Raw genomic sequence first — 26,054 nt, 5'->3', positions numbered from 1 at the left:
TGAAGAGATGAAACAGACGTTTTCGAGAGTAATAGTGAGAGGTGGGGTATTATCTCCAGCCGAGTTAAAACAGATTCTGGAATTAGCTGAAAGCGCAGGTCTCAATACGATTTCTTTGGGATCCAGGCAGGATATTCTCTTTATCGGGGAAGGAGAAGAAGTAGATGTTTTGGAAAAAGAAAAATTCCAGATCATTTCTCCAGACCAAGAAGGGGCCGAAAATATAGTTTCCTCCTATGTTTCAGCAGATATTTTCCCGAATACTCCCTGGCTCACGGGTGATCGCTACTTATATATCTTGGAGCAGTTTAGACAAAAATCAGGACTGAAAATCAATATCACCGATCCGAGGCAACGATTGGTTCCATTGTTTACTGGTCATCTAAATTTCATCGCTTCTGAGCACGAGGATTATTGGTACCTTTATGTCCGACTCCCTGAATGGGAAAAAACTGAAATGTATCCGGCATTGATTTACAGCTGGGACCTGGCCAAAGTTGCGACTACCATTGAAGAATTGTTATTGGAAGAACCGGATTCTACAGATATGTTATTTGAGCTGGTCAATGATGCTGTGGACACAAACAACCGAACTGTTGACCAATCTTTAGAAGTACCTTTTTATCCGTTTCCATACTATGAGGGAATCAATCGAGTAGGAGCGGATTCCTATTGGCTTGGTTTGTACTGGAGAAATAATAAATATTATATAGATTTTTTGAAAGTACTATGTGACCTCTGTGCAGATTGTAAAATAGGAAAAATCTCCATCACACCTTGGAAATCCATTATCATCAAAGGGATTCCAGAAAAGCAAAAGTTGGAATGGGAAAAACTGCTCGGAAAGCACGGGATCAACGTTCGCCATTCCATGCTAGAACTCAATTGGCACTTGCCTGTAAACAATAAATCGGCTTTAGATCTGAAAGAATACCTAGTTAACAATTTCAACAAAAACGACATCAGTACCTATGGATTGACCTTTGGTATCACGGATTATACCAAAAAAGCCTATTACTTCACTTCGATCGTTATTGAAAAAAACGCACCTCCCTTTGGTCTGGAAACTCTAAATATCCGAAGCACTTACAATCTCCTCTATGCCAAAAATTTTGACCCCAATACTCAGGAATTCATAGTCCATGTACAGGAGGTGGACAAGGAAGAACTGCCCAATTTACTGATCGAACTGAGTAAGATGTATTTTGACCAACTGGGGAATGAACAGAACAAATCAGAAAAACCAGCGCCGGCAAAGGAAATACGTATTACAGAGGCCTACCAATGCAAAAATTGCTTAACTATTTACGATCCTAAGTACGGTGACCAAACTCAGCATATTCCTGCAGAAACACCTTTTGAAAATCTTCCAATTGAATATGTCTGTCCTGTTTGCGATGCTCCAAAGGCTGATTTTATTAAGAAAAAATTTACCAGACAGCTAGATTAAAGTCCATTTTGAGATCAGAAAAAAACAGCTTCCCCAGCAGGCTGATTTTTTTATTGCTCACCCCAAAAAATACGTAAATAAATACGTATTTATATTTTTTAATATTAAGTATTTATACGTATTTTTATACGTATAAATTTCTCAACCTATGAAACGTATTCTCTTCTCATTCCTCTTGTTAAGTTGTATTCAGCTTAGCCAAGCACAGACTTTCACCCTGGATGCGGATATCCGCCCAAGATTTGAATTCAGACACGGATTTGGTAACCTTTTTCCGGATGATGCAAAAGCCGCCGCTTTTGTGACTCAAAGATCCCGATTGAATTTTGGATATGGTGATGAAAAACTTCAAGTTTATTTCAGCGTGCAGGATGTCAGTACCTGGGGTGATACACGCCAATTGGCCATCAACGATGGAAATGAATCCTTCTCGCTTTTTCAGGCTTGGTTAAGCTATTCTTTTACCGAAACCTGGGCTTTAAAATTAGGCAGGCAGGTAATTTCATACGATGATCAACGGATTCTTGGAGGAGTTGACTGGGCCATGCAGGGAAGGTTTCATGATGCTGCCATGTTGAAATTCTCCAAAAATAAATTCGATGTGGATTTAGCCTTTGCTTATAACCAGCAAGATCAAAAGATCATAGGTTCAGAATATAACATCAATGGATTTTATTCCTACAAATTGATGCAAATGGCCCATTTTCAGAAGGCATGGGACAAAGGAAATATCAGCTTTCTTTTTATGAATAACGGGTTTCAGAAATATACAGAAGAAGCCAATCCACTTCCAGACGGCGTTTACTATAGACAAACTACAGGAACCTATTTCAACCTTCCTGTTAGTTTCTTTACCCTTACTGGCTCTGCATATCTTCAAACCGGAAAAGCAACTGCCTCCACGGATTTATCTGCTTATCAATACATGTTAGAGGCAAAATTCAAACCTGGAAAAGTAAATTTGACTCTTGGGTTTGAGTCCCTGAGTGGTACGGATCAAGGAGGCGAAGAAAAGAATAATTCCTTTTTTCCCCTTTATGGAACTAACCATAAATTCAACGGATACATGGATTATTTCTATGTAGGAAACCATGCTAACAACGTGGGCTTGAATAACCTGTATGGGAAAATTGCTATGCCAACAGGAGAAACCTCAGGCTTGGGATTGGATGTTCATTTCTTTTCATCACAAGCCCAACTCGCAGATAATCAAGAAAGTTATTTAGGGACTGAATTAGACCTTGTCTACAACAAAACCATTTCTAAAAACATTAAAATGGCCATAGGCTATTCCCAACTCTTTGCTTCAGAAAGTATGAGTGCCATCAAAGGTGGAATTAGCTCCGACAACACCAATAACTGGGGCTGGGTGCAATTGATCGTAAACCCAAGACTATTGAGTTATTCAATTAAAGAAGATTAACTAAGGTAATAGCAAGAGTTGAAACGTAAGAGAAAATCCAATTAAAAAGGATAAATTGTCAATAGCTGGATCACAAATTTAGATTTTATCTCAGCTATTTATATGAACTCGAAAATCAGCATAATTTGATTTTTATTTGTTAAACCCAGACTAATTGAAATCGAAAATCTTGCTTTTTATAGTATCAATTGCATCAGTAATGGCGTGCAATACTTCGAATGAAAAATCCCTTGATTTAACAACTCAGAATTGGATCCATGGTTCGGAAAACTGTGAGGAAAACACTGATCCACTTATTCAAGTAGTTCAGTACGATTCAAATACCTGGATCCTACGTCAGAACAAGTGTACCAATTACGAAGCGCCTTTTATGTTCCTGTTTTTTGGGGAAGAAAAAGCACTTTTAATGGATACTGGAGCTACAGAAAGCGCTGATCTTTTTCCTCTCTATGATACTGTAAATGAACTAATAAAAAATTGGTCTGAAGAGCATGGACCAGTGGAATTAGTAGTGGCTCATACCCATAAGCATGGAGATCATTATGCTGGAGATGGGCAATTTATTGACAAACCGAACACAACTGTAATTGGTTTGGAAGTAGCGGATATCCAGCGTTTTTTCAAGATCTCGAACTGGCCAGAGGAAATAGTCGATTTTGATCTTGGAAATAGAAAGCTGAAAATCATCCCTATTCCTGGGCATCAAGCCTCTTCCATAGCAGTGTATGATCCCTCCACCAAAATCCTTTTAACCGGAGATACTTTTTATCCTGGGAGATTGTATGTGAAAGATTGGAATGCCTTCAAGATGAGTGTGGATCGATTGGAAAAGTTTTGCAATTCGAACGAGATTTCCATGATCCTAGGAAACCATATTGAGATGACCCAAACACCGGGAGTTGATTACCCGATCGAAACGATTTACCAACCGGACGAGCATCCGCTTCCTCTTAATGTGATGCAATTGAAGGAATTAGGAGAAGCCCTCAAAAAACTAGGTGATGAACCTACCAAAGAAATTCATGATAGCTTTATCATCTATCCGATCAATTAGAATTTTTTAGCTCTCCCTGTCAACAAATAGCAGCACTCCGCATCAGTGATTATTTAGGTTGCATTTTCGAAACAAATCCGTCGAAATTCTTAATTTGTTTATCATAAGCCCTTTATTTCCAAAGGATTTGCGGAGTTAATTCTAAATCGGAAAATGGGATATGGGCCTAAACATTTTTTTAGCAAGGAACAAAAATTATCAACCCACATGAAAGCAACAGAAAATCCATCAAGACGGTCTTTTATAGGCAAAACAATTGCATTGAGCTCTACTTTTGCCATAACCGGTATGGCGTTTAAACCAAAAGAACAAGACTATAAAATTGAAGAAGGCATAACGGTAATTGGACCAAGAAACGGATATACGCCTTTAATTGGGACATTAGTTTCGATGCTGGAAAACATGACAAGTCAAGTAAAAAACACAATTAAGGATTTGACTATCGATGAGCTAGATTATCAGTTTGATGATAATGCAAATACAATTGGTGCCCTGATCTTACACATCACTTCCAGTGAAAAATATCATCAAATCGGAACATTCGAAAATCGACCATTGAATGAGGAAGAGCTTAAATTTTGGTTTCCTGCTAGAAACCTGAGCGATCCATCGAGCAAATCCATAAGAGGAAATGAGATTGATTATTATCTAAAGATTATGGATGATGTCAGGAAAGATTCATTAACTGGTCTCAAAGAAAAAGATGATGCCTGGTTGCTATCACTAGACGGAAACCTTTCTACGCCAGAAGCACCTTTAAACAAATTTTGGCGCTGGTTTCATGCCTGCGAACACATGTCCAATCACAACGGCCAAATTAAGTTCTTAAAGTCAAGGCTACCTTAAAAAAATCTGATCCTGTGATATTTCAGATATACACTTATTAAGTTAAAGGCACTTTGTTAAACCTTTGCCAAAAGAAAAATGGAAGCAAGAAAACAATTAAGAAAACCCGAAAATTGGGAAGATTTCGAAAGCCTTTGTAAAAAGCTTTGGGGTGAGATTTGGGATTGTAAAGAAATAAAAAAGAATGGAAGAAAAGGGCAATCACAAAATGGAGTAGACATTTATGGGATACCAAATGGTGAAAACTACTATTTTGGAATACAATGCAAAGGAAAGGATGAATATTCCGACAAGCAGCTATCAGAAAAAGAAATTAATAATGAAATAGAATTAGCAAAGGCATTTAAACCTCCTTTGAAAAAATTCTACTTTGCCACAACTGCTAATAAAGATTCAATAATCGAAGAATACATTCGAATTAAAGACATAGAAAATAGAGAGCAAAAATTATTTGAGGTCCATTTATTCTCATGGGAAGACATCGTTGACTTAATTGATGAAAATAAAGAAACCCATGATTGGTACATTAATTTACAGAGATTTAAAACCAAATCTGATGTTTTGATTTCATTCCAAAATAATGAAGATACGCTTACAGGTTCTGTTCCATTTTGCGAAAAATTCACACACTATACCTTAAGAGCATCTAGTTCTACCAGCATTTTTGATTTTACACCTTATTCCCCATTACTTGACTCTGATAGTCCATTAACTAGAGGTGAAAATAAAAGTTATTTTAAATTCAGATTAAAGATAAAGAACATTGGAAGCTCGCCAATTGATAACCCTAAACTTATAATTTATCCAAAAGGTGATTTTGTGGAATTCGGTGATGACAATATTGACAACATTTTTATTTCTCAAAAGACAGAAACTGATATTAAAATTAATGAGGAACAAGGTGATCTTTATATAACACCACATAGAAACGTTCTTGCTTTAGAAGAAGAATATATAACCAGTAAAATATGCTTTAAGCCAAATTTAGAAGGAGCAAACATCGATTTAATTTGGAAATTCATTTCAAATAATTGTAAGAAAAATGGAGTATTAAAATTGCAAATAGATACACATCTGATTCAAGTAAATGTTGAAAAGTTTGTAGATTTTAAAACTCAGGTGGGAACTGTAAAAAGTTTTGAAGATTATTTCGAAAATGTTAATAAAGGAGATGATATGTGGTAATTGTAATTACGGTTAATCGGCTATGCATTCTCTAACCGATTCTCCCTCTACTACCCCCCAATAGCAATCATACTACGATTATCAGAATGCAAGTCTGGATCAGACAGTTTTTCTAGGTTATCCATACCGGCACGAACGGCCTTTTTATGAAAAATGGATTCCAAAATCAGTTTTTCCACATCTTCGCCAGCCCGTAAAGCAGTCAGCAAATCGGTCTCTAGATTGGAAAAAAGACAGTTTTTTATCTTTCCGTTGGCAGTAAGACGGATTCGATTGCAGGTTCCGCAAAAAGGATTGGTCACAGATGAAATCACCCCAAAATCTCCCTGAAAACCTTTAATCTGAAATTTACGGGCAGTTAGGTTTTGTTCATCAGGTAACGAAACCAGGTTTTCAGACCCAAAGGCAGCACCTACCTCTGCGAGTACCTCCTGTTCGGAAACCATTTTCGATCGATCCCATTTATTTCCATCAAAAGGCATAAACTCAATAAATCTAGCCGAAATCGGCAAGTCTTTGGTAAATCGTACAAAGTCCACCACCTCGTCATCATTGAGGCCTCTCATCAAAACGATATTCAATTTCACTTCAAAACCTTCCCGGATAAATAAATCCAGGTTATCAAGTGTCTTCTGATATCCTGATCTCCGGGTGATTTCCTTGAAACGCTCTTCTTTCAGAGTATCCAGACTGAAATTGATTTTTTTAAGCCCGTGCTTTTTAAAAATCGATACAAATCGATCAGCTAAAATCCCGTTGGTAGTGATGGAAAGATCCACATCAAATTGAGACAATCGGCTTAAAATATCTTCAAAATCCTTTCGAAGCAGCGGTTCACCGCCCGTCAAGCGGATCTTTTTTACTCCTAATCCCACAAAAGTTCTAGCCAGACTTTCAATCTCTTCAGCATTCATTATGAATTTGGAAGGCGTCAGTGGAATTCCCTCCTCCGGCATGCAATACTTGCAACGCAGATTGCATTTCTCGATCAGAGAAATTCGGAGATAGTCGTGTTTCCTACCAAATTGATCTTTGAGTACCTGAAGTTGTTCAGTCTGCTGTTTCATGCTGAGCTCCTTTCAAGATTTTAAAAACATGCAACAAATGCGGGAAAACAGCATCCATGGATTCCTTTGCTCCATTGGTACTTCCTGGCAGCGCCAAAATCAAGGCATCTCCAATCGTTCCAGCCACTGATCTGGAAAGCATGGCATAAGGCATAATTTTTTGCCCATAGCTTCGGATGGCCTCCTCAATTCCAGGAATTCTTCTCTCCAAAATCGGTTCTAGGGCTTCCGGCGTCACATCTCTTTTAGAGAGGCCTGTTCCTCCGGTGAAAATGATCAGTTTATTGGTATCCGCATATTCTAATGCCTTTTGACGGATTTGCTCAAGCTCATCGGGAATCACTTCATAAGAAGACACCTCCACTTCCATGGACTTGAGTTTCTCTACAATAGCCTTTCCTGCCGCATCTTCCTTGATTCCTTTGGAAATAGAATCCGAACAAACGACCACGGCTGCATTGATGGTTTTCGGGTGCTGTTGCTTAAAGCTGCTTTTGCCTCCTTTTTTCTCCACCAATCCTACTTCCCGGATGACGATACCCTTATCAATCGGCTTGAGCATATCATACATGGTCAAAGCAATCACAGATGCCCCGTGCATTGCTTCCACTTCTACTCCTGTTTTATAAACCGTCTTCACAGTGATGAAAATATGGATTTCCAAGCCTTGGATATCGTATTCCACCGCAGTGTATTCTATAGGAAGCGGATGGCAATCTGGAATGGTGATGTGGGTATTTTTCACGGCAAACAACCCCGCCACTTTCGCCATTTCAAAGACATTGCCTTTGGGAACTTTATTTTCGACCACTGCTGCGATGGTTTCGGGCATGCTTACCTGAACAATGGCCTTTGCCTTCGCAACTCGTAGTGTGGTTATTTTATGTGTAATGTCTACCATTTCTAAATTTTATTCCGGCTTTTCTCTCCGCTAACTGCAACTTCTTAATGAATACTGTCTCAAATGTCTTCGATCCCGATAATTATCGTGGACGCTCAGACTGGCAAATTTTTAGACTTCTGACTTCAGCTTTCTGACTTTCTTAACTGTTCACTTTCCACTGACTCTCCTCATTTTCAAAAATCTCCTTTCCGAAAATAGGAACTTCTGACTTCACCTGATTTACCAGCCATTCAGTGGCTTCGTATACTTGCTTCCTTCTAGGAGCAGACACAAAAACGAAGATGCAGATTCCTCCAACTTTCACATTTCCCAAACTATGGTAGATATGCATACAGGTCAAGTCGAATTTCTCAAAAGCCGCTTCCCGGATTTCATGAAGCTTTTCATTGGCCATTTCCTCATAGCAAGTAAAGTCAATGGATTCCACTTTTTTACCCTCTACTTCATCTCCTCTCACTTGTCCCAAGAAGATATTATGAGCCCCAATACTATGTTTGCCTTGATGCTTGGCAATCGAATCTGCTATGAATTCAGGGGAAATTGCTCCCTCAAGAAATACCTTTTTCATGTAAATTTTATTCAAAATTATAGGCTACGTGAAATCTCCCCTAGCAATAATTATTTCACAATAGATCTCTTCGAATTACGCTCGATTTCAGTTTCCACAAACTGCAATAAATCCTTTGCGCCTCCTCGAATCAGCTTCAAGTTCTGAAATCCTTTCTCAGAAAGCAATTGTGCGGCTTTCCGACTTCGTACTCCCGACTGGCAAAAGATCTTTATTTCTTGTTCTTTATCTAAGTTCACTGACTCCACTTCCAATATCGAAAGAGGAACCTGTTTTACATTTTCCAGATGGACGGAAGGCATTTCACCCAGTTCTCTCACGTCCAGGAGCAAACTCCCACTTTGGATTGCCTCTTCTGCAGAAATCATTTCAAAAGGATTTTGAATCTCGGGCTTTTTGCTTCCAGGCACCTTACCAAATTCAAACACTTGCTGGGAATTACTCAAGAGATCATAAATCAATAGTTTTCCAGAAATCACTTCTCCGATTTCCAGAATAATTTTCAAGGCTTCATTAGCCTGAAGCATACCTATTAATCCAACCGTTGTGCCCAAAACTCCTGCCTCGGCACAGTTGGGAGCAGATTGATTTTCCTCGGGGAAAATGTCACGATAACTCGGTCCATCTTGGTAGTTAAACACAGAAACCTGCCCTTGAAACTGATGGATCGAACCATAGACAAAAGGCTTGTTTAGGCTTACACAAGTATCATTGATGACATATCGGATAAACAGGTTATCCGTCGCATCCAGAATCAAATCAAAATCCGAGAAGATTTGCTTAGCATTTTTTTGGGTCAAAAACTCCTCAAATACGAGGATTTCTACATCTGAATTATTTTTGAGGATGGAGTCTGCAGCTTCTTTGGCTTTGAATAGGCCAATTTGCTCCGCTCCATAAAGGACTTGCCGATGCAGGTTGGATTCCTCTATTCTATCCCCATCAATGATTCCGATTCTTCCGATCCCAGCTGCAGCTAGATAAGGTAAAACTGCACATCCCAGACCTCCTGCTCCAATAACAAGGACGCTGCTTTCCATCAGTTTTTGCTGACCGGAAAGTCCTACTTGAGGCAAGGTAATCTGACGGATGTATCGGTTCATTTTAGCCTCCGGAAAAGGGTGGTAAAAAAGCAATTTCATCCCCATCTGAAAGCTCCTGCTCAGTAAAGTTGGAGACTATTTTTCTGTTTAAAGCAACTTGAAAATTATACTCACCCAAATTATGACGTGATGATAAATCGGAAAGGATTTTGGATAAAGTCACTTTTTCCGCAGGAATACTTTCCGAGTCTCTTTGAGCGGCTTCTGCTATTACACCGAAATACTTTACCTGAATCATAGGATTTAAATTACGCCTAATTTACGAATGGAATGGTATTAAGATTCTGAAAAATAAACTCATCTTCTAATACATAGTCCAATTCTTCTTTGATTTTTTTGGATGCCAAGTGCACCACTTCTCCAATGACAATGACAGCTGGAGCTGAAATTTGTTCTTTTTCAATCAACTGATGGATTGTCTCAATTGTTCCAATGACTTCTTTTTGTTCGGCTTTGGTTCCGTTTTGAATGACCGCTACAGGTAATTCCTGTTTTCCCAAAGCTTTATAAATCGAGGTGATTTCAGCTATTTTTCCCAAACCCATCAATATCACAACGGTGGCTGTGGACTGTGCGGCCAAGGTTATGTCATTGGATAATTTCCGCTCACTGGTAGTCCCGGTAATCACCCAAAAGCTCTCTGAAACTCCTCGGGAGGTAACTGGAATCCCAATGGAGGCAGGAACCGCCACTGAAGAGGATATCCCAGGAATTATATTTGTCTCGATCCCGAAATTCTCTACAAATTCCTGCTCCTCTTTTCCTCGTCCAAAAACAAAAGGATCTCCCCCTTTTAATCGAACCACATGCCCAAATTCAAAAGCATAGTTGACAATCAACTCATTGATTTCATCCTGAGAATAGGAATGCATCCCTTTTCTTTTACCTACTGGGACTTTCAGTGCTTTATTGGCATAATCAAGAATTTCTTCATTTGCCAAAGCATCGTATAGTACCACATCGGCATCTTGCAGGGCTTTGATAGCTTTAAGTGTCAGAAGTTCTGGATCTCCGGGTCCGGCCCCAACCAAGGTCAGGCGCGGGGATTTTCCTGTGATTGTATTCATGGCTAGGTTTGTTAGGTGAGGCTAAGTAATTCTGCTGGGGTATTGATATTTCTTAAAGCAGCTTGATCTTTTTGGGAAATGACCAATTTATTATTCCTAAGGCTATCCACTAAAGAGCATAGCTTCAAATGATTTTGTTCAATAGCTTGTTGGAACGCGGGTAGCAAGTATTTTTGATAGCATCCAATCAAAGGATAATCATGCTTTCCATCAGAGAGGATGCAAACATCTTTGTCAGAATCTATTGCAGATTGAATCAAAGAGTCCAACACTTCTGTCGAGATCTTGGGAATATCACAGCTTAAAATCAAGTTGTATTTGGAGCTAGAATCAGCCAAAGCAGTAAATATTCCACCGACAGGACCCTGATCCTCCACCAAATCTGGAATCATAGGCAATCCGTAGCTAGCGTAAGCTGGGTTCTTCGTGACCAAAGTGATCTTACTTGTCAGAGGAGTAACCGCATCTAAAATCCACTGTAAAAAAGGCCTCCCATGAAATTCCACCAGACCTTTCTCTGTTTTCATTCTGGAGCTTTTCCCGCCACAGAGTATATAAACCGCTATATCTTCCTTGATTCGAAGCATCAGATCAATTAAAGTTTAAATGGAATGTACATGACTTCATCCCCATCGCAGATTTCTTTGACATCATCGGGTACGAATAAAAACGCATTGCTTTGTGTAAAAGAAACCAACATGCTCGAAGCTTGCTTTGGATAGACTTCCAATTCACCCGCATGTTCTCTTACCTGAAGAAATAAGGCTTTATTAAAAACATTGGTATACCTTCCCTTCATTCTACCTTTTTTCAAATTGATGTCTATTGGGGCAGTTCCATTCATTTTGCGAATAGCCGCAGTCACATAAATCAAGAAACAAGTAAGAGAAGAGGCTGGATTCCCAGGTAAAGCAAATACCTGCTTTTCACCTTTTTTCCCATACCAAAGCGGTTTCCCTGGCTTCTGATTTACTTTATAGAATTTTTCCTCCACTCCGTTTTTTTCCAAAGCCCCCTTGACGAAATCATAATCACCCACTGAAATGCCCCCTGAGATTAAAACCAAATCAGCTTCCAGGGCTTTCTGAATAGCGTTGTAAGTGGACTCTTTGTCGTCCAAAACATGATCAGAATGAATCAATTCCACTTTTTCTAAAGCAATTGCTGTTTCCAGCATTACTCGGTTACTTTCATACACTGACCCGGGCTTCAGTTGCGTTCCTGGCTCCTGAAGTTCATTTCCCGTGACGATCAGTGCTACTTTGGGTTTTCGAATGACTAAAACCTTGGAGATCCCTAAACCAGCCAAAAATCCGACAATCGCCGCATTGATTTTGGTTCCTTTTTTAAGGACAATCTCATTTTGTTTTATCTGTTCTCCAATTGGTCTCACATTGGTTCCTTTCTCAGGCATTTTTAGAATTCGAATACCGTCGGCAGTTTTCTCCACATGCTCTTGCATCACGACTGTATCCACCTGATCTGGAACTCTAGCACCAGTGAAAATTCTAAGGCAATCAGAAATGGACACCTCAAATTCCTTGAAATCTCCCGCTTTGCTTTCACCAATCAGCTTCAATTCTCCCTGCGCTCCATGTTGGAAAGCATAACCATCCATCGCCGATTGGCGAAATGGAGGAAGGTTGATAGGAGCTTTGACATCCTCTGCTAAAACACATCCATTTACCTCAGAAAGAGGTAAAAGTATAGAAGCCAAAGCATCTGTGTTTTGATCGATAATGGAAAGCGCTTGAAATACTGAAACCATAATTAATGTTGAACAGAGTACTAAGGTAAGTAAATTAAGTATTATTACGTATTTTTCTACGTATTTATTTTCATTTATTGAGAATTCTCTCCTTTAGATTTAACCAAGAAAAAAGAAATCTAAGCAATCCTTCCTGCAAGACATAAAAAAAGCCTGAAACCAATTTGATTCCAGGCCAAAATTAATTCAGCTTTCTGATTTCATACTTTTGATTTTAAATCTTACCAACTCCCACCGGCTCCACCGCCGCCGAAAGATCCGCCGCCGAAGCCGCCAAATCCGCCGCCGCCACCACCGAAGCCGCCGCCGCCGCCGAAACCACCGCCTCTACGGCCACCACCGCCTAGCATGTTAGCGAGCATAATTGTGGTCCATAGATCCACACCGCCTCCTCTACCACCCATGTGGTTATTGTTGTCATTCTTATTTCTGATCAAAGGAAGAATCACAAAGAAAAATATGAAAGCCAATAAGAGGAAGAATGCACCTCCACCTTTACCAGTAGACTCCACATCTTCGGCTTTATACTCCCCAGAAGCCAATTTGATAATCATATCAGTTGCTTTGTCCAATCCCTGATAATATTCCTCCATTTTGAAATTGGGAATGATCAGTTGCTCAACGATCCTTTTTGCCAAAGCATCAGGAACAGCTCCTTCTAGTCCATACCCTGTCGCAATGAATACTTTTCTATCATTCATCGCAGCAAGAATCAGGATACCATTGTCATTTTTGGATCCACCGATTCCCCAGGCATCTCCCAATCGAAAAGCATAATCTGAAATATCATACTGACCAACAGATCGGATCATCACGATGGAAATCTGGGTAGAAGTACTGTCATTATAAGCCACCAGCTTATTTTCTAATTGCTGTACCTCCGAGTTGGAAAGGGTATTGGTAAAATCATTTACCAATCTGGGAGGATTAGGCACAGGAGGAAAATCCTGAGCTGCTAAGCCTCCAGTAACAAAAATTAAAATCAGTAGGAGTGTTCGGATCTTAGGATCCAAAAGAAATCTCATCAGGAAGTTCGTTTATATCGTCGTCACCTTGATATGGAAAATGCTTTCCGAGTTGATCCCCGGCTTGTTGAATTCCTTCTATCAGGCCTTGCGTAAATTGACCAGCTTTGAATTTCCCGGCCATGTGTTCTTTAATGCTTTCCCAAAAGTTTTCAGGTACCACTTGATTGATTCCTGAATCTCCCAAAATCGCAAACTTTTTATCTGCCACTGCCAAGTAAAACAGCACGCCGTTTCTGTCTTTGGTCTGATGCATTTTCAATTTCTCAAAAACCACCACCGCTCTTTCAAGCACATCTCCTTTGCATTTGCTTTCGATATGAACCTGTATTTCACCGGACGTAGCTACTTCTGCAGATTTGATGGCATTAATAATAGCCTCCCGATCTGCAGAAGAAAATAATTTTTCAGCCATGAGTTATTGATTAAAACTGTACTGTCGGAGCATTTTCAGCTCCAGCAGATGCTTCGAAATAGCCTTTGGCTTCGAAGCCATACCATCCCGCGAAGATATTGTTCGGGAATGTTCTGAGGTTTGCATTATAAGCCTGAACTGACTCGTTAAAGTTCCTTCTAGCCACAGCAATTCTGTTCTCGGTACCTTCTAATTGAGCTTGAAGTTCCAAGAAATTCTGGTTTGCTTTTAGGTCAGGGTAGCGCTCTACTGTAACCAATAATCTGCTTAAAGCACCTGATAGTTGATCTTGTGCCTGCTGGAATTCTGCGAGTTTTTCTGGTGTCAGATTACCAGCATCCACATTGACAGAAGTTGCCTTGGCTCTGGCTTCTACTACGCCAGTCAGCGTTTCTTGCTCAAATTCTGCATATCCTTTGACGGTATTTACCAAGTTTGGAATTAAGTCTGCTCTTCGCTGGTATTGGGTCTGAACTTCCGCCCATTGCCCATTGATTTGTTCTTCTGTCTGAACAAATTGGTTATAAGTTCCTACTGCCTTGGTGTACACAAAAATCCCCACCACTGCTAAAATTAAAATAGGAATCAATAGCTTTTTCATAGTCTGTTTTTTGGTTTAGAAAACTGAAATAATCACGGAAATCACAGAAAGAGGTTGTAAATCTTTCACTCTTCTTAGCTCAAAATTATCCTTTTTTATTCGATAAGGCCGAAAATCAGGATTAAATCTGTTTCCTCAAGGTGATCCTAAAAGTCATATCTTCAAACTTGTCCAGATCCAGGCCCTCATACCTTCGGATCTCCAATTCGATCTCCTTGCCTTCTTCTGAGCGGAATAATTTGATCACATCAGATAATTCCCAAATGAAAACCGGAATTTTATTGATGGAGAGAATTTCATCGAAAGCCTGAATCCCAACATCCTCAGCAGGTGAATTTACCCTCACCTGGCCTACAAAAAGTCTATTTTCATCATTGGGTACTTTTTTCACGACCATCCCGCTCATGTCATATTCGAATGGCGCAAAATATTTTTCTCCCCTATGAATCAGCATTCTTTCTCTTGGGTAATCAAAAATGACTTTCATCCTCCCCAACACTTCTGATCCCAAACTTCCTTGTCTCCCAGATTCTTTGATGACAAAACTAAAAGGTGTCTCCTCAGGGTAGGAAGTAATGACGTTTTCCATGCGGTATCCGGAAATATTCAACAAGGATACTCTTCCAATAAATCCATATAAAGCCCCTCCCAAACTCTGCCCAAGCTCTGTTTCAATAAATAACTCAGGCAAAACAATGTCTGGACTTGTCTCTTTGTTGAGTAAAAGCCCATGATTAGCACCTGTATCCACCAATAGTTTGGTAGCCAAAGTACTTCCACCGATTTGTTTGACCTTTGCATCGATATAAGGCTTATTGTCTTCAATGGTGAGAGGGATTTCCTTGTAAAAAGGAGGTCGCCACTTAAAAGCATCCGTTTTATAAAAGCTGATCATGCCTTTATCGTAATCAATTTTGATCGGATTGTACTTAAAAAACTCATAGCCAATTATGCCATACACAGGGACTCCAATTACTGCTTCCAATTCGAAAAAATCTTCTTCCAGCACCAACAAATTCTGCAATCTACCTTCGACTTCTCCTAAATCAAGAGTATTCGTTGGAGACACAAAGGCAACCAAACTAGCGGCTCCATCCGCTCCGACTAGATTCAGTTCACGGGTATAATTCAACTCCATGGCATCCCCCAGTTTTTTACTGAAAAGAATGTTTGCCCTTACTCCGGTATCAATGAGAAAATTGATAGGATAGGCTCCATTGATGGAAACTGGAACGATAATCAGATTATTTGAGGCATAAAAAGGAATGTCGACTTTTCGCTGCTCTTCTTTCATAAAGTATCCCGGAATCTGTGCTTCTACAGATCCAAAAAGAATAAGACAAAAAAATAGTAGTGATACTATCTTCATTTTCATTTTGACCAATAAGTCGGGGTGACTGATAAAAGATAAACCTTTTTTAAAAAAAAAGCACAGCAGTATTTAGAAACCATTCCAAACATATAAGTGTACGCAGTACAGAAGCCTTGGTTGAATTTAGAATAAAACCAAATAAGGACAATTTGGTTGGCATGGCTTGTCAAAAATACCTGAATATTCCATCTTTATTTATTAGCATTTGGAACTATGGCTGACAAGGCGCTTATAGAAAAGGCAAAAAAGATTTTTGAAAACTTCCTGACTAAGCAAGGAAGCAGAAAGACTCCTGAAAGATTCTCAGTGATCGATGAGCTTTATTCGCTACCCGAAGATGAGCACATGGATGTGGAGGGACTTTTTTTAAGCATGAGAAATAAGGGCTATACAATCAGCAGAGCCACTATTTACAATACTTTAGACCTGCTTGTAGAAAGTGGTTTGGCGGTGAAGCACCAGTTTAAGGATAAAGTAGCACTATACGAACAGGCTTTGACCTACAAGCATCACGATCACCATGTTTGCAATCAGTGTCGAAAAATCCGTGAATTTTCCGACCCGAAAATCAACCAGATCAAGGAAGCAATGGGAAAAGAATTCCAATCAGCAATTCAAAGCCATTCTTTGGTGCTTTATGGTGATTGCTTGATCGAGAATTGTGAGAATAAAACAGCCTTTATCTAAGCTTTTCTCTTAAATATCTTTTTATAAACCGGAATTCTGTAAGCAAACTGAAGTAGCAATGCAGGATATAACAGCAAAGTCAGTAAGCCAAAAGGTGCTTGATATTGAATTTCATCTCGGATAATACTCTGATCTCCTGATTGAATAATGCGGTGCTTATGCCTCCAGCTTTTTAGAAAAAACGGGAGTTTGACCCCTTCATCCACGAAGTAAAATTCCTTTTCATTAGTTTGATCTTCTGTGATTTCGCTGGTCCAGGTTTGCTTGAAAGCCAGAAAATTCAATTCCAAAGAGACCAAATCTCCTTTCTTTGACCCATCAAAGCGAAGCAATTTCACGGGTGGAAAAGGTGGGCTTAATTTCTTGAAAAGAGAGGCATCAAAACCGTTTTTGACGGTAAGGTAATCCTGTTCAACCTGTGTTTTTATGGTGAGTTTCATTTGTGGATTTTAAAAACTTAAGACAAATAGGAAAAACAGAATCAACCAAACAGCATCCATAAAATGCCAATAAACTGTAAAAAGCCGAATTCGCATTTTTTCAAAAGGATTGGTTACTAATATCAGGTTCTTGATTTGATCTTGCTGGACTTTCTTCAGCTGAAACCATAAAATCACCGCAAATATCATCGCTCCGATTAAGTGGAAAATATGGATTCCGGATAGTACATAAAGAAAACTTCCGCTAGGAATCCCTGTAAAATTGATACCCATATTTGTCAGTTCCAGCCAGCCAACCAGTTGCAAACCAGTAAAAGCCAGACCTAGAAAAAGGGTATTGCGAAGCGCATTCAATAGTTTCGAAATATTTTCTTCCTGAAAATGCAGACGCATTTTAGTCGCCGTGTATCCACTGAGAATAATGAGAAAAGTCGAGGCCAAAAATGCAAGGGGAACTTTGTGGTTGAAACCTTCCAGTTGGTTCAAGCCTGAAAACAGAAAAGCCACCACCAAAAAGAGGAAGAGCAAGCCACTCCCAAACATGCCCAAGTATAGTAAAGTCTCGTAAGGATGCAGATTTTCCAGCTTTTGGAACCAGGTCTGCGAATCTTTTATATTCCCCATGTTTGCTAAACATTTTAAGAGTCCATAGGTTCAGAATTCTCTTAATCAATTCAATTTAGCGTGAATGACCAGAGAATGCCCTAAATTTGGGCTCCTAAATTTTACCCTACAAAACGAAATATTTTGGATCGTAAGGCATTTCTATCAATCTATCAGTCCGACCCGATTTTTCAGACTCTCGCACACCAATTAAATCAGCAGGATAAATTCACCTTGCAACTCAAAGGTGTGTCCGGCAGTTTGGATATGGTGCTCTTTGCAAGCTATTTCCAACAATTTGGTGGGTTTCACCTGATCATTGGGCAGGATAAAGAGGAAGCAGCCTACTTGAATTCCGATCTTCAAAACCTCTTGAACACGGAGGAGCACATGATTTTCCCTTCAAGTTTTAAGCGAGCTTATCAATACGAGGAGGTGGATAATGCCAATGTCCTGCTCCGATCTGAAATATTGAATGGAGTCTTGGAGGGCAAAGGCAGTTCCAGAATTATAATTACCTACCCAGAAGCCCTTTATGAACGCGTGATTAACAAGCGTTCGCTAAAAGAAAACACTTTTACTGCGAAAGTTGGGGAGTCTGTAGATATGGAGTTTGTTGCAGAGGTTTTGACAAGCTATGACTTCGAAAAAACAGATTTTGTATACGAGCCCGGTCAATTTGCCATCCGAGGTGGGATATTGGATGTGTTTTCTTTTTCTAATGAAAACCCCTATCGACTGGAACTTTTCGGGAAAGAAATCGAAAGTATCCGGACTTTTGATCCAGAAAGTCAACTTTCCATCGCCTCAGTTGAGCAAATTTCATTGATTCCAAATGTCCAGACCAAACTACTTCAAGAAGTAAGGCAGTCATTTTTGAGCTTCCTCCCGGAAAACTGTAAAATCTGGCATAAAGACTATCAGTTGACAGCTGATGTTATGGACGAATGCTTCCACAAAGCTGAAATGGCTTTTGATGTGATTGCGAAACAAACCCAGACAGATAAGCTGATGCTGAAACCAGCGGATCTTTTTGACAAAGGAAAAGATTTCAAAACGCTGGCGAGTGAACATTCCCAAATTGAATTTGGAAAACAATATTACCTCAAGGGTGGGAAGGAAATCAAATGGGAAAGCCAGCCTCAACCTTCCTTCAATAAGAATTTTGATTTGTTGGTGACCAATTTTGCCGAGAATGAAAAAAAGGGCTTTACCAATATTCTGACAGCGGAAAACGAAAAGCAAATCGAAAGGCTTTTAGGAATTTTCCGAGAGTTAGACCCGACTCTTCAGGTTCAGAGCATGCTTTTGGGGCTTCGAGAAGGCTTTGAAGATCGTCTGCTAAAATTGGTTTGCTACACAGACCATCAACTTTTTGAACGATTCCATCGGTACAAAACAAAAAATAAAGCCAGTAAATCAAAGGCTCTGACGATCAAGGAGCTCAAGGCCTTACATCCCGGTGATTACATTGTCCATGTGGATTATGGTGTAGGAAGATTTGCCGGACTTGAAAAAGTCGATGTCAATGGCAAGCTTCAGGAGGCTGTTCGCTTAGTTTTTCGAGACGACGATTTGTTGTATGTGAATATTCACTCCCTCCATAAAATCTCTAAATATTCCGGCCAGGAAGGAACCATGCCTTCCATGTCGAAGCTTGGATCTCCGGAGTGGGACAACAAAAAAAACAAGGTCAAAAGACAGGTTAAGGACATTGCTAAGGACCTGATTGCCCTCTATGCAAAGCGTCGCTCTGCCCCTGGCTTTGCTTTCAACAAAGATTCGGTATTGCAGGTAGAATTGGAATCCTCCTTTATCTATGAAGATACTCCGGACCAGGCGATGGCAACTGCCGATGTCAAAACCGATATGGAAAAATCCTATCCAATGGATCGCTTGGTTTGTGGGGATGTTGGTTTTGGAAAAACTGAAGTCGCAATCAGAGCGGCTTTCAAGGCTGTAAATGACCGAAAGCAGGTGGCTGTTCTGGTGCCTACCACCATTTTGGCAATGCAGCATTACCAGACTTTCTCAGAAAGATTAGAAAACCTTCCTGTAAAAGTAGAATACATCAACCGATTCAGGACTGCCAAGGAAATCAAAGAAATTGTCTCCCAGGTGAAAACTGGAGAAATCGACATTTTGGTTGGTACACATAAAATCGTCAACAAGGACATCGTTTTCAAAGATCTTGGCCTGTTGATCATCGATGAGGAGCAGAAGTTTGGAGTAAAAGTCAAAGATCAATTGAAAAATCTACGTGTGAATGTGGATGTATTGACCTTGACTGCCACCCCAATTCCTAGAACCTTACATTTCTCTTTAATGGGAGCGAGAGATCTCTCGGTCATTGCGACTCCTCCGCCAAACAGACAGCCTGTAACCACAGAAGTGGCAACTTTTCAAGAGGAAACGATCCGAGATGCAGTGGCCTATGAGTTGAGAAGAGGAGGACAGGTTTTCTTTGTTCACAATAGAGTTGGTGAAATAGACAGCATCGCTAATTTGATCATGAAGCTAGTTCCTGACGCAAGAGTGGTGGGAGCTCATGGCCAAATGGATGGCAAAAAGCTGGAAAAAATCATGGTTGACTTTATCCACCATGAATATGACGTTTTGGTTTCCACCAACATTATTGAGTCTGGTCTGGATATACCGAATGCAAATACCATCATCATCAACCGGGCTCATATGTTTGGTTTGAGTGATTTGCATCAGATGCGTGGTCGAGTGGGTAGAAGTAACAAAAAGGCTTTTTGCTACCTTCTTACTCAGCCTATGTCTGGATTGACACCAGAAGCTAGAAAGAGACTGCAAACGCTGGAGGAATTTTCGGATCTAGGTGATGGGTTTAAAGTGGCGATGAAAGACTTGGACATTCGTGGTGCAGGAAACCTTCTGGGAGCCGAGCAAAGTGGATTTATTACTGATTTGGGCTTTGAGATGTACCATAAAATATTGGATGAAGCCGTTCAGGAACTGAAGGAGAATGAGTTTGCGGCGCTTTTCGAAGTGGATCTCAAAGAAAAAGTAAAAGTTTTAGTTCAGGATTGTACCATTGAGACTGATTTGGAACTACTGATTCCCGAAGAATATGTAAGCAATATTTCTGAAAGACTTGGCCTCTATTCCAAACTGGATGCCATCAAAAATGAGGAAGAGTTCGAGAAGTTTTCAAAAATGCTGATCGACCGTTTTGGTCCTTTGCCAGCATCGGTAGAAGACTTAATGGAAACTGTCAGGTTGAGATGGATGGCAGAACTGCTTGGTATTGAGAAACTAAGTCTGAAAGGAAACCAGATGAAATGTTATCTTCTTCCTTCTTCGAGAGATGATTTTTATTCTTCTCCGATCTTCGGCAAAATCATGAAATTTGCCCAAGTTCATGCCAAGCGTAGTAAAATAAAAGAACATAAAAATCGTTTGATTCTTACAGTAACAGAAATCTCAAGCATCAATAAAGCACAAGCGGCTCTGAAAGAGATGGCTAGTGCATAAAAAAATTAATATTTAACTGGCATAAATATTGCAGTTTTCGATACCAATTTTGCAGAATAATTGGGAATTTGCATGTTTGAGAGCTTTTCTTAAACTTGCTGACTCTTAAAACGATTGGAAGTAGCTTGTAATGCTTCTATATTTACGAATTGATCAAGGCCTTAAAATCAAAAATATATGCGTCTGAGTAACAAATCTTGGGGAATGTGGACAGCAGCTTTAGCTATAGTTGCAGGTTCTATTCTTACCTCTTGTAACAAAACTCCGGGTTATGGAAGAAGAACTGCCAATAACCCAGGCAAAAAAAGCGCGACTACTGGTGCAGAGTTTAGTTTTGACGAAAACGACTCCACAAACTTTTTTGTAGCCAAAAACGCTGAGCAAATTCCTGGTCCAAACTTGAAATTTATCCAAGGTGGTAGAGCAGTTCTGGGTTCACAGGAAGAAGATGTAATGGCTTTCAGAGATAATCAGGAAAGAACCGTTACTATTTCTAATTTCTATATGGATGAAACAGAAATCACGAACAATGATTATCGTGAATTCCTTTTCGATATGAAGAAAAATGTAAGTGCAGATTCTTTGTTAAAATTGGAGCCTTCTGAAAATGTGTGGTCAGGCGCAATGTCCTTCAATGACTTGTACCAATCTTACTATTTCAGATTCCCAGGATTTAACTTCTACCCAGTTGCTGGTGTTTCTTGGACACAAGCAAGTGTTTACGGTAAGTGGAGAACTGAATACGTTCAGGAATTGATAAGAAAAGAGAGAGAAATTGACTCTACGTTCACTAAAAACCAATTAATTGAAAGAGGTGTTGCTATGGCGGATTTCCGTTTGCCTAACGAAGGTGAGTGGGAATATGCAGCTAAAGCAATGATCGGAACTCAGTATCTTGACGAAAACCAAGAATATGGTAGAATCTACCCTTGGGATGGTCGTGGTGTGAGAAACCCATACAACGTGAAGAGAAAAGGAAAGCAAGGTGATTTCTTGGCCAACTTTAAAAGAGGTCGTGGTGACTACGCAGGTATTGCAGGTAACCAGAGAAATGACGGTGAAATCCTTCCTACCAATGTTTACGATATGGCTCCAAACGATTTTGGGCTTTATCACATGGCAGGTAACATGAACGAGTGGGTTTATGATGTGTATCGTCCACTTTCTTATCAGGATTTTGATGATCTTAACCCATTGAGAAAAGATGGTGTTTATGATGAGATCGAAAACTACGAGACTTCTATGCTTAGTGATGAGTTTAGAGTATACAAAGGTGGATCTTGGAAAGATGTCGCTTATTGGCTAGCTCCAGGCACAAGAAGATTTATGCATCAGGATTCTGCTACCAACTCAATTGGTTTCAGATGTGCGATGATTTCAATCGGTGAAAAAGGAAAATAATCCTCAGTAATAAATAATGAGCCCCGAAGCATTTGACGTTTCGGGGCTTTTTTATTTCCAAAGAATCAAGGAATTTTGAAGCATGGAAGAGAATCAGGGCATCCGGATCAACAAATACCTAAGTGAAGTAGGCTTTTGCTCACGGAGAGAAGGAGATAAACTACTGGAAGCAGGAAGAATCACTCTTAATGGAAAAATCCCCGAGGTTGGAACCAAGGTCATGCCAAATGACATCGTCAGGGTAGACGGTAAACCAATTGGAAAACCACTTCAAAAGCATGTTTATATCGCTTTCAACAAGCCCGTAGGAATTGTTTCTACAACCGACACAAAAGGCGAAAAAGACAATATGATAGATTTTATTGGCCATCCTCAACGGATTTTTCCAATCGGAAGACTGGATAAAGACAGTGAGGGACTTATTTTTTTGACAAGTGAAGGAGATATCGTCAATAAAATCCTACGCTCTAAAAACAATCATGAAAAGGAATACATAGTCACGGTTGACAAACCCATTCATGACCGATTTGTAGAACGAATGGAAGCTGGAATACCAATTTTGGGAACAGTGACAGACCCCTGCAAAGTTGAGAAAATATCAAGATTCAAGTTTCGGATTATATTGACCCAAGGACTCAACAGACAAATCCGAAGGATGTGTGAATATTTAGGGTATGAGGTAAAGCAATTGAAGCGGATCCGAATTATGAATGTTCATCTGGATATCCCTGTCGGGAAATGGAGAGATCTGACCGAAAAAGAATTGAAGGAATTAAACTATCTCGTTTCTGATAGCTCAAAAACCTTCGATTAAACTATTTCTGCTGATATACTCTCACATAGTCTACCAAGTATGCTTTCGGGAATTCCGTCTGTGATGGATCCCCACCATTAGAGCCCAATGCCAAATTCAATAAGATGTAATGTGGTTGATGAAAGGGGTTAAATCCATCTGGGTTCAGCGTTTTACTCAACTCTATTTCATTTAAGAGTTCACCATCAAGGAAAAGTTTGATGTAGTCTTCTGTCCATTCCATCTTCCAGATATGAAACTTCTCAGACCATGTAGGATCCTTTTTTAAGAATTCTGAAAAAGGAATTTTGGCTTCATCCCAGTTTGCCCTTTTAGTTTCATCAGCCCAAGCAGCATTTGCCAAAATAGTTTTTTCTCCTTTTACCTGATAAAACTCCATGACATCAATTTCTCCATTGGCAGGCCATGGTTTAGTAATCCCCAAGGTCCAAATGGCTGGCCACATCCCTGCGGAAGTATCAATCTTTGCTTTGACCTCCAAGATGCCATATTGAAATTCAAACTTTCCTCGGGTATTAATACTTGAGGAAGTATACTCAGCAAATTCTCGAGACTTTTTCCAGTTTTCACTTCCTGCCTCAAATCTTGGATTTTTCACTTTTTCCCTCTTGCCTAAAATCTGTAAAACGCCATCCATCTGAATCGCATTTTCTGCTTGATACCATTGCTGTTCTTGGTTACGCACAAAACCGGATTCAAAATTCCAAAAATTAGAGTCCACTGGACCTTCTCCGTTGAAGGTTTCTTCCCAAATAAGTTTATATCCTTTTGGAGCTTTTTGGGCGAAGCTTAATTGGCTGTGGACTAATAAAAAAACAGCGAGTATAATTCCGAAAACTGTACGCATAAATCAGTATTTAAGAAGGAAAGATACTTCATTTAACAAATGCTGCAAGGCAAAATTCTTGGAGTGACATGAAATGTGTAGGAAAGGAAGAGTAGGATGATAAAATTCTGACTAATCACAAAACATTGAATTTCAGACCATTAATTAAATTTCATCGTATAAGGGGTAGAACCAAAACCCAAAATGCCATGAATACGATATCAAAAATTGAACACTGGGCAGATGCCCATCATCCACAATGGATTGATTTCATCCGAGTGATTTTAGGCTTATTTATCCTGTATAAAGGGATTCTCTTCATCTCTGATACGGATGCGTTATTGGCAATCATGAAATCTGCAGACTTACAATTTGTCAATTTAGGATTGGCCCATTTTGTTGCTTTTGCGCATTTGGTGGGTGGAATATTGATCGCCATGGGACTTGTCACCCGAATCGCGATCGCTTTCCAAATTCCAATATTACTAGGTGCAGTTTTGTTTGTAAATAGTAGCCAAGGTTTTCTATCAGTTTCAAATAACCTGGAATTCGGAATTTCTTTGGCAGTGTTAATTCTGCTTCTCGTCTTCTTTATCTGGGGTTCAGGTAAATTCTCTGTTGACAATTGGATGAAAAAACATCCTTATGGGTAATTGATCAATCCACTCTTTTATAGGTTAGTGCGCCTAGACAACTGCTGCTAGCACCCGGAGTATCATTGCAAGGAAATCCGAGCTCAAAGGATCTGCTATTGTCTGAAAAAATGAGTGAGCCCTTTTGACTTGAAGAAGGGTTACCAGGAATCTCTATTAGTTTATCCTTCGGCACATAAAAAAGATAGGCATCCAAAGCCAATCCATATTGCTTTTGCAAAACTTCTGAATAGGATTCACCACGCAATTCATAAGTACCAGTTGCATAACTATAATATCCCAGAACTTTCGGAGTTTCGCTTTCCCTGACCAAAATGCTTTTTTCCATAGTTCCATCTGGATTAAATTCATATTGGTATATAAAATAGAACTGCTGGTCTTTATTATAGAAAGCATATTGCCAAGTCCCTTCAAGGGGAGTGAGGGGAAGCATGTCTTTATCTTCTTTACAAGAACCTAGACTAAGGATCAAAAGAGCTAAAAGTATGGTGTTTATGGCTTTCATAAAATTCTGATTTCAAATGAATTAAACAGAGAAATTTATTTCAATACGCTCTAAAGTTGCACTTTGTAACATTTTAATTCAAATTTATTTCAGCCCGGCCTTTCCTCTTCCAATGGGTAGATTGGCATAAAGTGCCCACTGACTGTAATGTTGCTTTCCTGATACTTCTTTTAAGATATCAGTAAGTCCAGCATGATGTCGGATGCCTATGGCATTCACTTTATCCTTTCCGAAGTATGATCCAATACCAAAAACAGCACTCAAATCCACTTTTCTTATTTGGTCTCTAACATCTACATCCAATTCTAAAAGACCATCGGAAGTATCAGCTTCAAAACGGTCAATAGCTTTGAGATGGTAGGAAACCTGAGGTCCCAATTCTGCAAATAAGCCTTTTTCAGTTCGATATCTAAACGTAACAGGCATACTTAAATAGTTGATTCTCCTTTCTACTTCTGTATCAGCATATATGGAATTCAATGAGCTTTCCTCCAATTCATAAGCAGGCAAACCTGTAGCTCCTCTGCGGTATTTCGCTAACATTCCAACATTCATTTCTATTTTCCCTTCGAATCGGTGTGTGAAATTCAAACCCAGATTGAAGGAGTTTAAAGCATTTGAAGGTTTAAAATTGGAAAATGAATTGGAACTGTAATCGAGATGAAGCCCAAATAAATTGGATTCATTATTCAGCTTATCACCAAATAAAAGGCTCATGATCACTTGCGCTTGAAGGCATTGATTCACGAAAAAGAAGAACAAGAAAAGGTAGAAATATT

Annotated in this window: 27 protein-coding genes; 10 read left to right on the top strand and 17 right to left on the bottom strand. The window is 39.6% G+C overall.

What is annotated here, in order from left to right; all coding sequences use genetic code 11:
- Nucleotides 1-7 precede the first annotated feature (7 nt).
- The 5 genes from J0A69_RS03520 to J0A69_RS03500 all read left to right on the top strand — a co-directional run bounded on the left by J0A69_RS03520 (nt 8) and on the right by J0A69_RS03500 (nt 5,958).
- Nucleotides 8-1,450, top strand: a complete 1,443-nt coding sequence (locus J0A69_RS03520) for a rubredoxin (RefSeq protein WP_206585124.1) — start codon at nt 8-10, stop codon at nt 1,448-1,450.
- Nucleotides 1,451-1,598: 148 nt separating this feature from the next.
- Nucleotides 1,599-2,873 carry an alginate export family protein gene (locus J0A69_RS03515; RefSeq protein ID WP_206585123.1) on the top strand — a complete coding sequence of 425 codons (1,275 nt, stop codon included), beginning with the start codon at nt 1,599-1,601 and terminating at the stop codon, nt 2,871-2,873.
- 154 nt (nt 2,874-3,027) lie between these two features.
- Nucleotides 3,028-3,927 (top strand): MBL fold metallo-hydrolase, encoded by a 900-nt coding sequence (locus J0A69_RS03510; protein WP_206585122.1) that lies wholly within the window; start codon nt 3,028-3,030, stop codon nt 3,925-3,927.
- 207 nt (nt 3,928-4,134) lie between these two features.
- On the top strand, nt 4,135-4,773 hold the full coding sequence (locus J0A69_RS03505) for a mycothiol transferase (protein ID WP_206585121.1): 639 nt from the start codon (nt 4,135-4,137) through the stop codon (nt 4,771-4,773).
- 78 nt (nt 4,774-4,851) lie between these two features.
- Nucleotides 4,852-5,958 (top strand): hypothetical protein, encoded by a 1,107-nt coding sequence (locus J0A69_RS03500; RefSeq protein WP_206585120.1) that lies wholly within the window; start codon nt 4,852-4,854, stop codon nt 5,956-5,958.
- Between the two features lie 50 nt (nt 5,959-6,008).
- Here J0A69_RS03500 and moaA read toward each other — a convergent pair whose 3' ends face one another.
- The 12 genes from moaA to J0A69_RS03440 all read right to left on the bottom strand — a co-directional run bounded on the left by moaA (nt 6,009) and on the right by J0A69_RS03440 (nt 15,845).
- A complete protein-coding gene (gene moaA, locus J0A69_RS03495; protein WP_206585119.1) occupies nt 6,009-7,025 on the bottom strand; it encodes a GTP 3',8-cyclase MoaA in 1,017 nt (338 codons plus the stop codon).
- A complete protein-coding gene (gene moaCB, locus J0A69_RS03490) occupies nt 7,009-7,926 on the bottom strand; it encodes a bifunctional molybdenum cofactor biosynthesis protein MoaC/MoaB (RefSeq protein ID WP_206585118.1) in 918 nt (305 codons plus the stop codon). Before moaCB ends, moaA begins: the two co-directional genes overlap by 17 nt.
- Nucleotides 7,927-8,068: 142 nt before the next feature.
- Nucleotides 8,069-8,497, bottom strand: a complete 429-nt coding sequence (locus J0A69_RS03485; RefSeq protein ID WP_074225836.1) for a molybdenum cofactor biosynthesis protein MoaE — start codon at nt 8,495-8,497, stop codon at nt 8,069-8,071.
- 50 nt (nt 8,498-8,547) lie between these two features.
- A complete protein-coding gene (locus tag J0A69_RS03480) occupies nt 8,548-9,600 on the bottom strand; it encodes a HesA/MoeB/ThiF family protein (RefSeq protein ID WP_206585117.1) in 1,053 nt (350 codons plus the stop codon).
- 1 nt (nt 9,601) lies between these two features.
- Nucleotides 9,602-9,838 carry a MoaD/ThiS family protein gene (locus J0A69_RS03475; protein WP_206585116.1) on the bottom strand — a complete coding sequence of 79 codons (237 nt, stop codon included), beginning with the start codon at nt 9,836-9,838 and terminating at the stop codon, nt 9,602-9,604.
- Nucleotides 9,839-9,854: 16 nt separating this feature from the next.
- A complete protein-coding gene (gene cobA / locus J0A69_RS03470) occupies nt 9,855-10,667 on the bottom strand; it encodes a uroporphyrinogen-III C-methyltransferase (protein ID WP_206585115.1) in 813 nt (270 codons plus the stop codon).
- Nucleotides 10,668-10,678: 11 nt separating this feature from the next.
- The gene (locus J0A69_RS03465; RefSeq protein ID WP_206585114.1) at nt 10,679-11,254 is read right to left on the bottom strand and encodes a molybdenum cofactor guanylyltransferase; all 576 of its coding nucleotides are present in this window, start codon (nt 11,252-11,254) and stop codon (nt 10,679-10,681) included.
- 8 nt (nt 11,255-11,262) lie between these two features.
- Nucleotides 11,263-12,435 carry a molybdopterin molybdotransferase MoeA gene (locus tag J0A69_RS03460; RefSeq protein ID WP_206585113.1) on the bottom strand — a complete coding sequence of 391 codons (1,173 nt, stop codon included), beginning with the start codon at nt 12,433-12,435 and terminating at the stop codon, nt 11,263-11,265.
- 221 nt (nt 12,436-12,656) lie between these two features.
- A complete protein-coding gene (locus J0A69_RS03455) occupies nt 12,657-13,460 on the bottom strand; it encodes a TPM domain-containing protein (protein WP_206585112.1) in 804 nt (267 codons plus the stop codon).
- The gene (locus tag J0A69_RS03450) at nt 13,438-13,875 is read right to left on the bottom strand and encodes a TPM domain-containing protein (RefSeq protein WP_206585111.1); all 438 of its coding nucleotides are present in this window, start codon (nt 13,873-13,875) and stop codon (nt 13,438-13,440) included. The genes J0A69_RS03455 and J0A69_RS03450 overlap by 23 nt, the downstream gene beginning before the upstream one ends.
- Nucleotides 13,876-13,885: 10 nt before the next feature.
- A complete protein-coding gene (locus tag J0A69_RS03445) occupies nt 13,886-14,476 on the bottom strand; it encodes a LemA family protein (RefSeq protein WP_206585110.1) in 591 nt (196 codons plus the stop codon).
- 121 nt (nt 14,477-14,597) lie between these two features.
- Entirely contained in the window at nt 14,598-15,845 is a 1,248-nt protein-coding gene (locus J0A69_RS03440) for a pepsin/retropepsin-like aspartic protease family protein (protein ID WP_317194830.1), read from the bottom strand.
- A gap of 216 nt (nt 15,846-16,061) precedes the next feature.
- Here J0A69_RS03440 and J0A69_RS03435 point away from each other — a divergent pair, with 216 nt between their 5' ends.
- Nucleotides 16,062-16,535 carry a Fur family transcriptional regulator gene (locus tag J0A69_RS03435; protein WP_206585108.1) on the top strand — a complete coding sequence of 158 codons (474 nt, stop codon included), beginning with the start codon at nt 16,062-16,064 and terminating at the stop codon, nt 16,533-16,535.
- Here the strand turns inward: J0A69_RS03435 and J0A69_RS03430 are convergent.
- Both J0A69_RS03430 and J0A69_RS03425 read right to left on the bottom strand, forming a co-directional pair.
- Entirely contained in the window at nt 16,532-16,975 is a 444-nt protein-coding gene (locus J0A69_RS03430; protein WP_206585107.1) for an SRPBCC family protein, read from the bottom strand. The genes J0A69_RS03435 and J0A69_RS03430 overlap by 4 nt on opposite strands.
- Before the next feature lie 9 nt (nt 16,976-16,984).
- Nucleotides 16,985-17,599 (bottom strand): cytochrome c oxidase subunit 3, encoded by a 615-nt coding sequence (locus tag J0A69_RS03425; protein ID WP_206585106.1) that lies wholly within the window; start codon nt 17,597-17,599, stop codon nt 16,985-16,987.
- Nucleotides 17,600-17,722: 123 nt separating this feature from the next.
- Between J0A69_RS03425 and mfd the strand changes: the two genes are divergently transcribed.
- The 3 genes from mfd (at nt 17,723) to rluF (ending at nt 23,291) form a co-directional block, all read left to right on the top strand.
- On the top strand, nt 17,723-21,076 hold the full coding sequence (gene mfd / locus J0A69_RS03420; RefSeq protein ID WP_206585105.1) for a transcription-repair coupling factor: 3,354 nt from the start codon (nt 17,723-17,725) through the stop codon (nt 21,074-21,076).
- A 177-nt stretch (nt 21,077-21,253) separates the two neighbouring features.
- Nucleotides 21,254-22,477, top strand: coding sequence for a gliding motility lipoprotein GldJ (gldJ, locus tag J0A69_RS03415; protein ID WP_206585104.1), 1,224 nt, complete (start codon nt 21,254-21,256; stop codon nt 22,475-22,477).
- An 82-nt stretch (nt 22,478-22,559) separates the two neighbouring features.
- On the top strand, nt 22,560-23,291 hold the full coding sequence (gene rluF / locus J0A69_RS03410; RefSeq protein WP_206585103.1) for a 23S rRNA pseudouridine(2604) synthase RluF: 732 nt from the start codon (nt 22,560-22,562) through the stop codon (nt 23,289-23,291).
- 1 nt (nt 23,292) lies between these two features.
- On the opposite strand, the gene J0A69_RS03405 is transcribed toward rluF, so the two are convergent.
- Nucleotides 23,293-24,138 carry a glycoside hydrolase family 16 protein gene (locus J0A69_RS03405; RefSeq protein ID WP_206585102.1) on the bottom strand — a complete coding sequence of 282 codons (846 nt, stop codon included), beginning with the start codon at nt 24,136-24,138 and terminating at the stop codon, nt 23,293-23,295.
- A gap of 188 nt (nt 24,139-24,326) precedes the next feature.
- Between J0A69_RS03405 and J0A69_RS03400 the strand changes: the two genes are divergently transcribed.
- Complete coding sequence (locus tag J0A69_RS03400; RefSeq protein WP_206585101.1) at nt 24,327-24,770, top strand: DoxX family protein; 444 nt, start codon at nt 24,327-24,329, stop codon at nt 24,768-24,770.
- A gap of 4 nt (nt 24,771-24,774) precedes the next feature.
- Here J0A69_RS03400 and J0A69_RS03395 read toward each other — a convergent pair whose 3' ends face one another.
- Both J0A69_RS03395 and J0A69_RS03390 read right to left on the bottom strand, forming a co-directional pair.
- Entirely contained in the window at nt 24,775-25,275 is a 501-nt protein-coding gene (locus tag J0A69_RS03395) for a hypothetical protein (RefSeq protein ID WP_206585100.1), read from the bottom strand.
- A gap of 84 nt (nt 25,276-25,359) precedes the next feature.
- Nucleotides 25,360-25,992: a porin family protein gene (locus J0A69_RS03390; RefSeq protein WP_206585099.1), complete on the bottom strand. Its 633-nt coding sequence runs from the start codon at nt 25,990-25,992 to the stop codon at nt 25,360-25,362.
- Nucleotides 25,993-26,054: the final 62 nt, after the last annotated feature.

The organism is Algoriphagus pacificus (assembly GCF_017254845.1).
Taxonomy (GTDB): domain Bacteria; phylum Bacteroidota; class Bacteroidia; order Cytophagales; family Cyclobacteriaceae; genus Algoriphagus; species Algoriphagus pacificus.
Note: the sequence above shows the minus strand (reverse complement) of the source record. Positions and strands in the feature narration are given on the sequence as shown.

Excerpts from the sequence above, each read along its gene's own strand:
- J0A69_RS03465 (WP_206585114.1), bottom strand. The coding sequence starts at position 11,254 with ATGCTTCGAATCAAGGAAGATATAGCGGTTTATATACTCTGTGGCGGG.
- J0A69_RS03395 (WP_206585100.1), bottom strand. The coding sequence starts at position 25,275 with ATGAAAGCCATAAACACCATACTTTTAGCTCTTTTGATCCTTAGTCTA.
- moaA (WP_206585119.1), bottom strand. The coding sequence starts at position 7,025 with ATGAAACAGCAGACTGAACAACTTCAGGTACTCAAAGATCAATTTGGT.
- J0A69_RS03445 (WP_206585110.1), bottom strand. The coding sequence starts at position 14,476 with ATGAAAAAGCTATTGATTCCTATTTTAATTTTAGCAGTGGTGGGGATT.
- J0A69_RS03485 (WP_074225836.1), bottom strand. The coding sequence starts at position 8,497 with ATGAAAAAGGTATTTCTTGAGGGAGCAATTTCCCCTGAATTCATAGCA.
- J0A69_RS03435 (WP_206585108.1), top strand. The coding sequence starts at position 16,062 with ATGGCTGACAAGGCGCTTATAGAAAAGGCAAAAAAGATTTTTGAAAAC.
- J0A69_RS03500 (WP_206585120.1), top strand. The coding sequence starts at position 4,852 with ATGGAAGCAAGAAAACAATTAAGAAAACCCGAAAATTGGGAAGATTTC.
- cobA (WP_206585115.1), bottom strand. The coding sequence starts at position 10,667 with ATGAATACAATCACAGGAAAATCCCCGCGCCTGACCTTGGTTGGGGCC.
- J0A69_RS03430 (WP_206585107.1), bottom strand. The coding sequence starts at position 16,975 with ATGAAACTCACCATAAAAACACAGGTTGAACAGGATTACCTTACCGTC.
- moaCB (WP_206585118.1), bottom strand. The coding sequence starts at position 7,926 with ATGGTAGACATTACACATAAAATAACCACACTACGAGTTGCGAAGGCA.
- J0A69_RS03480 (WP_206585117.1), bottom strand. The coding sequence starts at position 9,600 with ATGAACCGATACATCCGTCAGATTACCTTGCCTCAAGTAGGACTTTCC.
- J0A69_RS03455 (WP_206585112.1), bottom strand. The coding sequence starts at position 13,460 with ATGAGATTTCTTTTGGATCCTAAGATCCGAACACTCCTACTGATTTTA.
- J0A69_RS03390 (WP_206585099.1), bottom strand. The coding sequence starts at position 25,992 with ATGAGCCTTTTATTTGGTGATAAGCTGAATAATGAATCCAATTTATTT.
- J0A69_RS03450 (WP_206585111.1), bottom strand. The coding sequence starts at position 13,875 with ATGGCTGAAAAATTATTTTCTTCTGCAGATCGGGAGGCTATTATTAAT.
- J0A69_RS03475 (WP_206585116.1), bottom strand. The coding sequence starts at position 9,838 with ATGATTCAGGTAAAGTATTTCGGTGTAATAGCAGAAGCCGCTCAAAGA.
- rluF (WP_206585103.1), top strand. The coding sequence starts at position 22,560 with ATGGAAGAGAATCAGGGCATCCGGATCAACAAATACCTAAGTGAAGTA.
- J0A69_RS03505 (WP_206585121.1), top strand. The coding sequence starts at position 4,135 with ATGAAAGCAACAGAAAATCCATCAAGACGGTCTTTTATAGGCAAAACA.
- J0A69_RS03400 (WP_206585101.1), top strand. The coding sequence starts at position 24,327 with ATGAATACGATATCAAAAATTGAACACTGGGCAGATGCCCATCATCCA.
- J0A69_RS03520 (WP_206585124.1), top strand. The coding sequence starts at position 8 with ATGAAACAGACGTTTTCGAGAGTAATAGTGAGAGGTGGGGTATTATCT.
- J0A69_RS03440 (WP_317194830.1), bottom strand. The coding sequence starts at position 15,845 with ATGAAGATAGTATCACTACTATTTTTTTGTCTTATTCTTTTTGGATCT.
- J0A69_RS03460 (WP_206585113.1), bottom strand. The coding sequence starts at position 12,435 with ATGGTTTCAGTATTTCAAGCGCTTTCCATTATCGATCAAAACACAGAT.
- J0A69_RS03425 (WP_206585106.1), bottom strand. The coding sequence starts at position 17,599 with ATGGGGAATATAAAAGATTCGCAGACCTGGTTCCAAAAGCTGGAAAAT.
- J0A69_RS03405 (WP_206585102.1), bottom strand. The coding sequence starts at position 24,138 with ATGCGTACAGTTTTCGGAATTATACTCGCTGTTTTTTTATTAGTCCAC.
- J0A69_RS03515 (WP_206585123.1), top strand. The coding sequence starts at position 1,599 with ATGAAACGTATTCTCTTCTCATTCCTCTTGTTAAGTTGTATTCAGCTT.
- gldJ (WP_206585104.1), top strand. The coding sequence starts at position 21,254 with ATGCGTCTGAGTAACAAATCTTGGGGAATGTGGACAGCAGCTTTAGCT.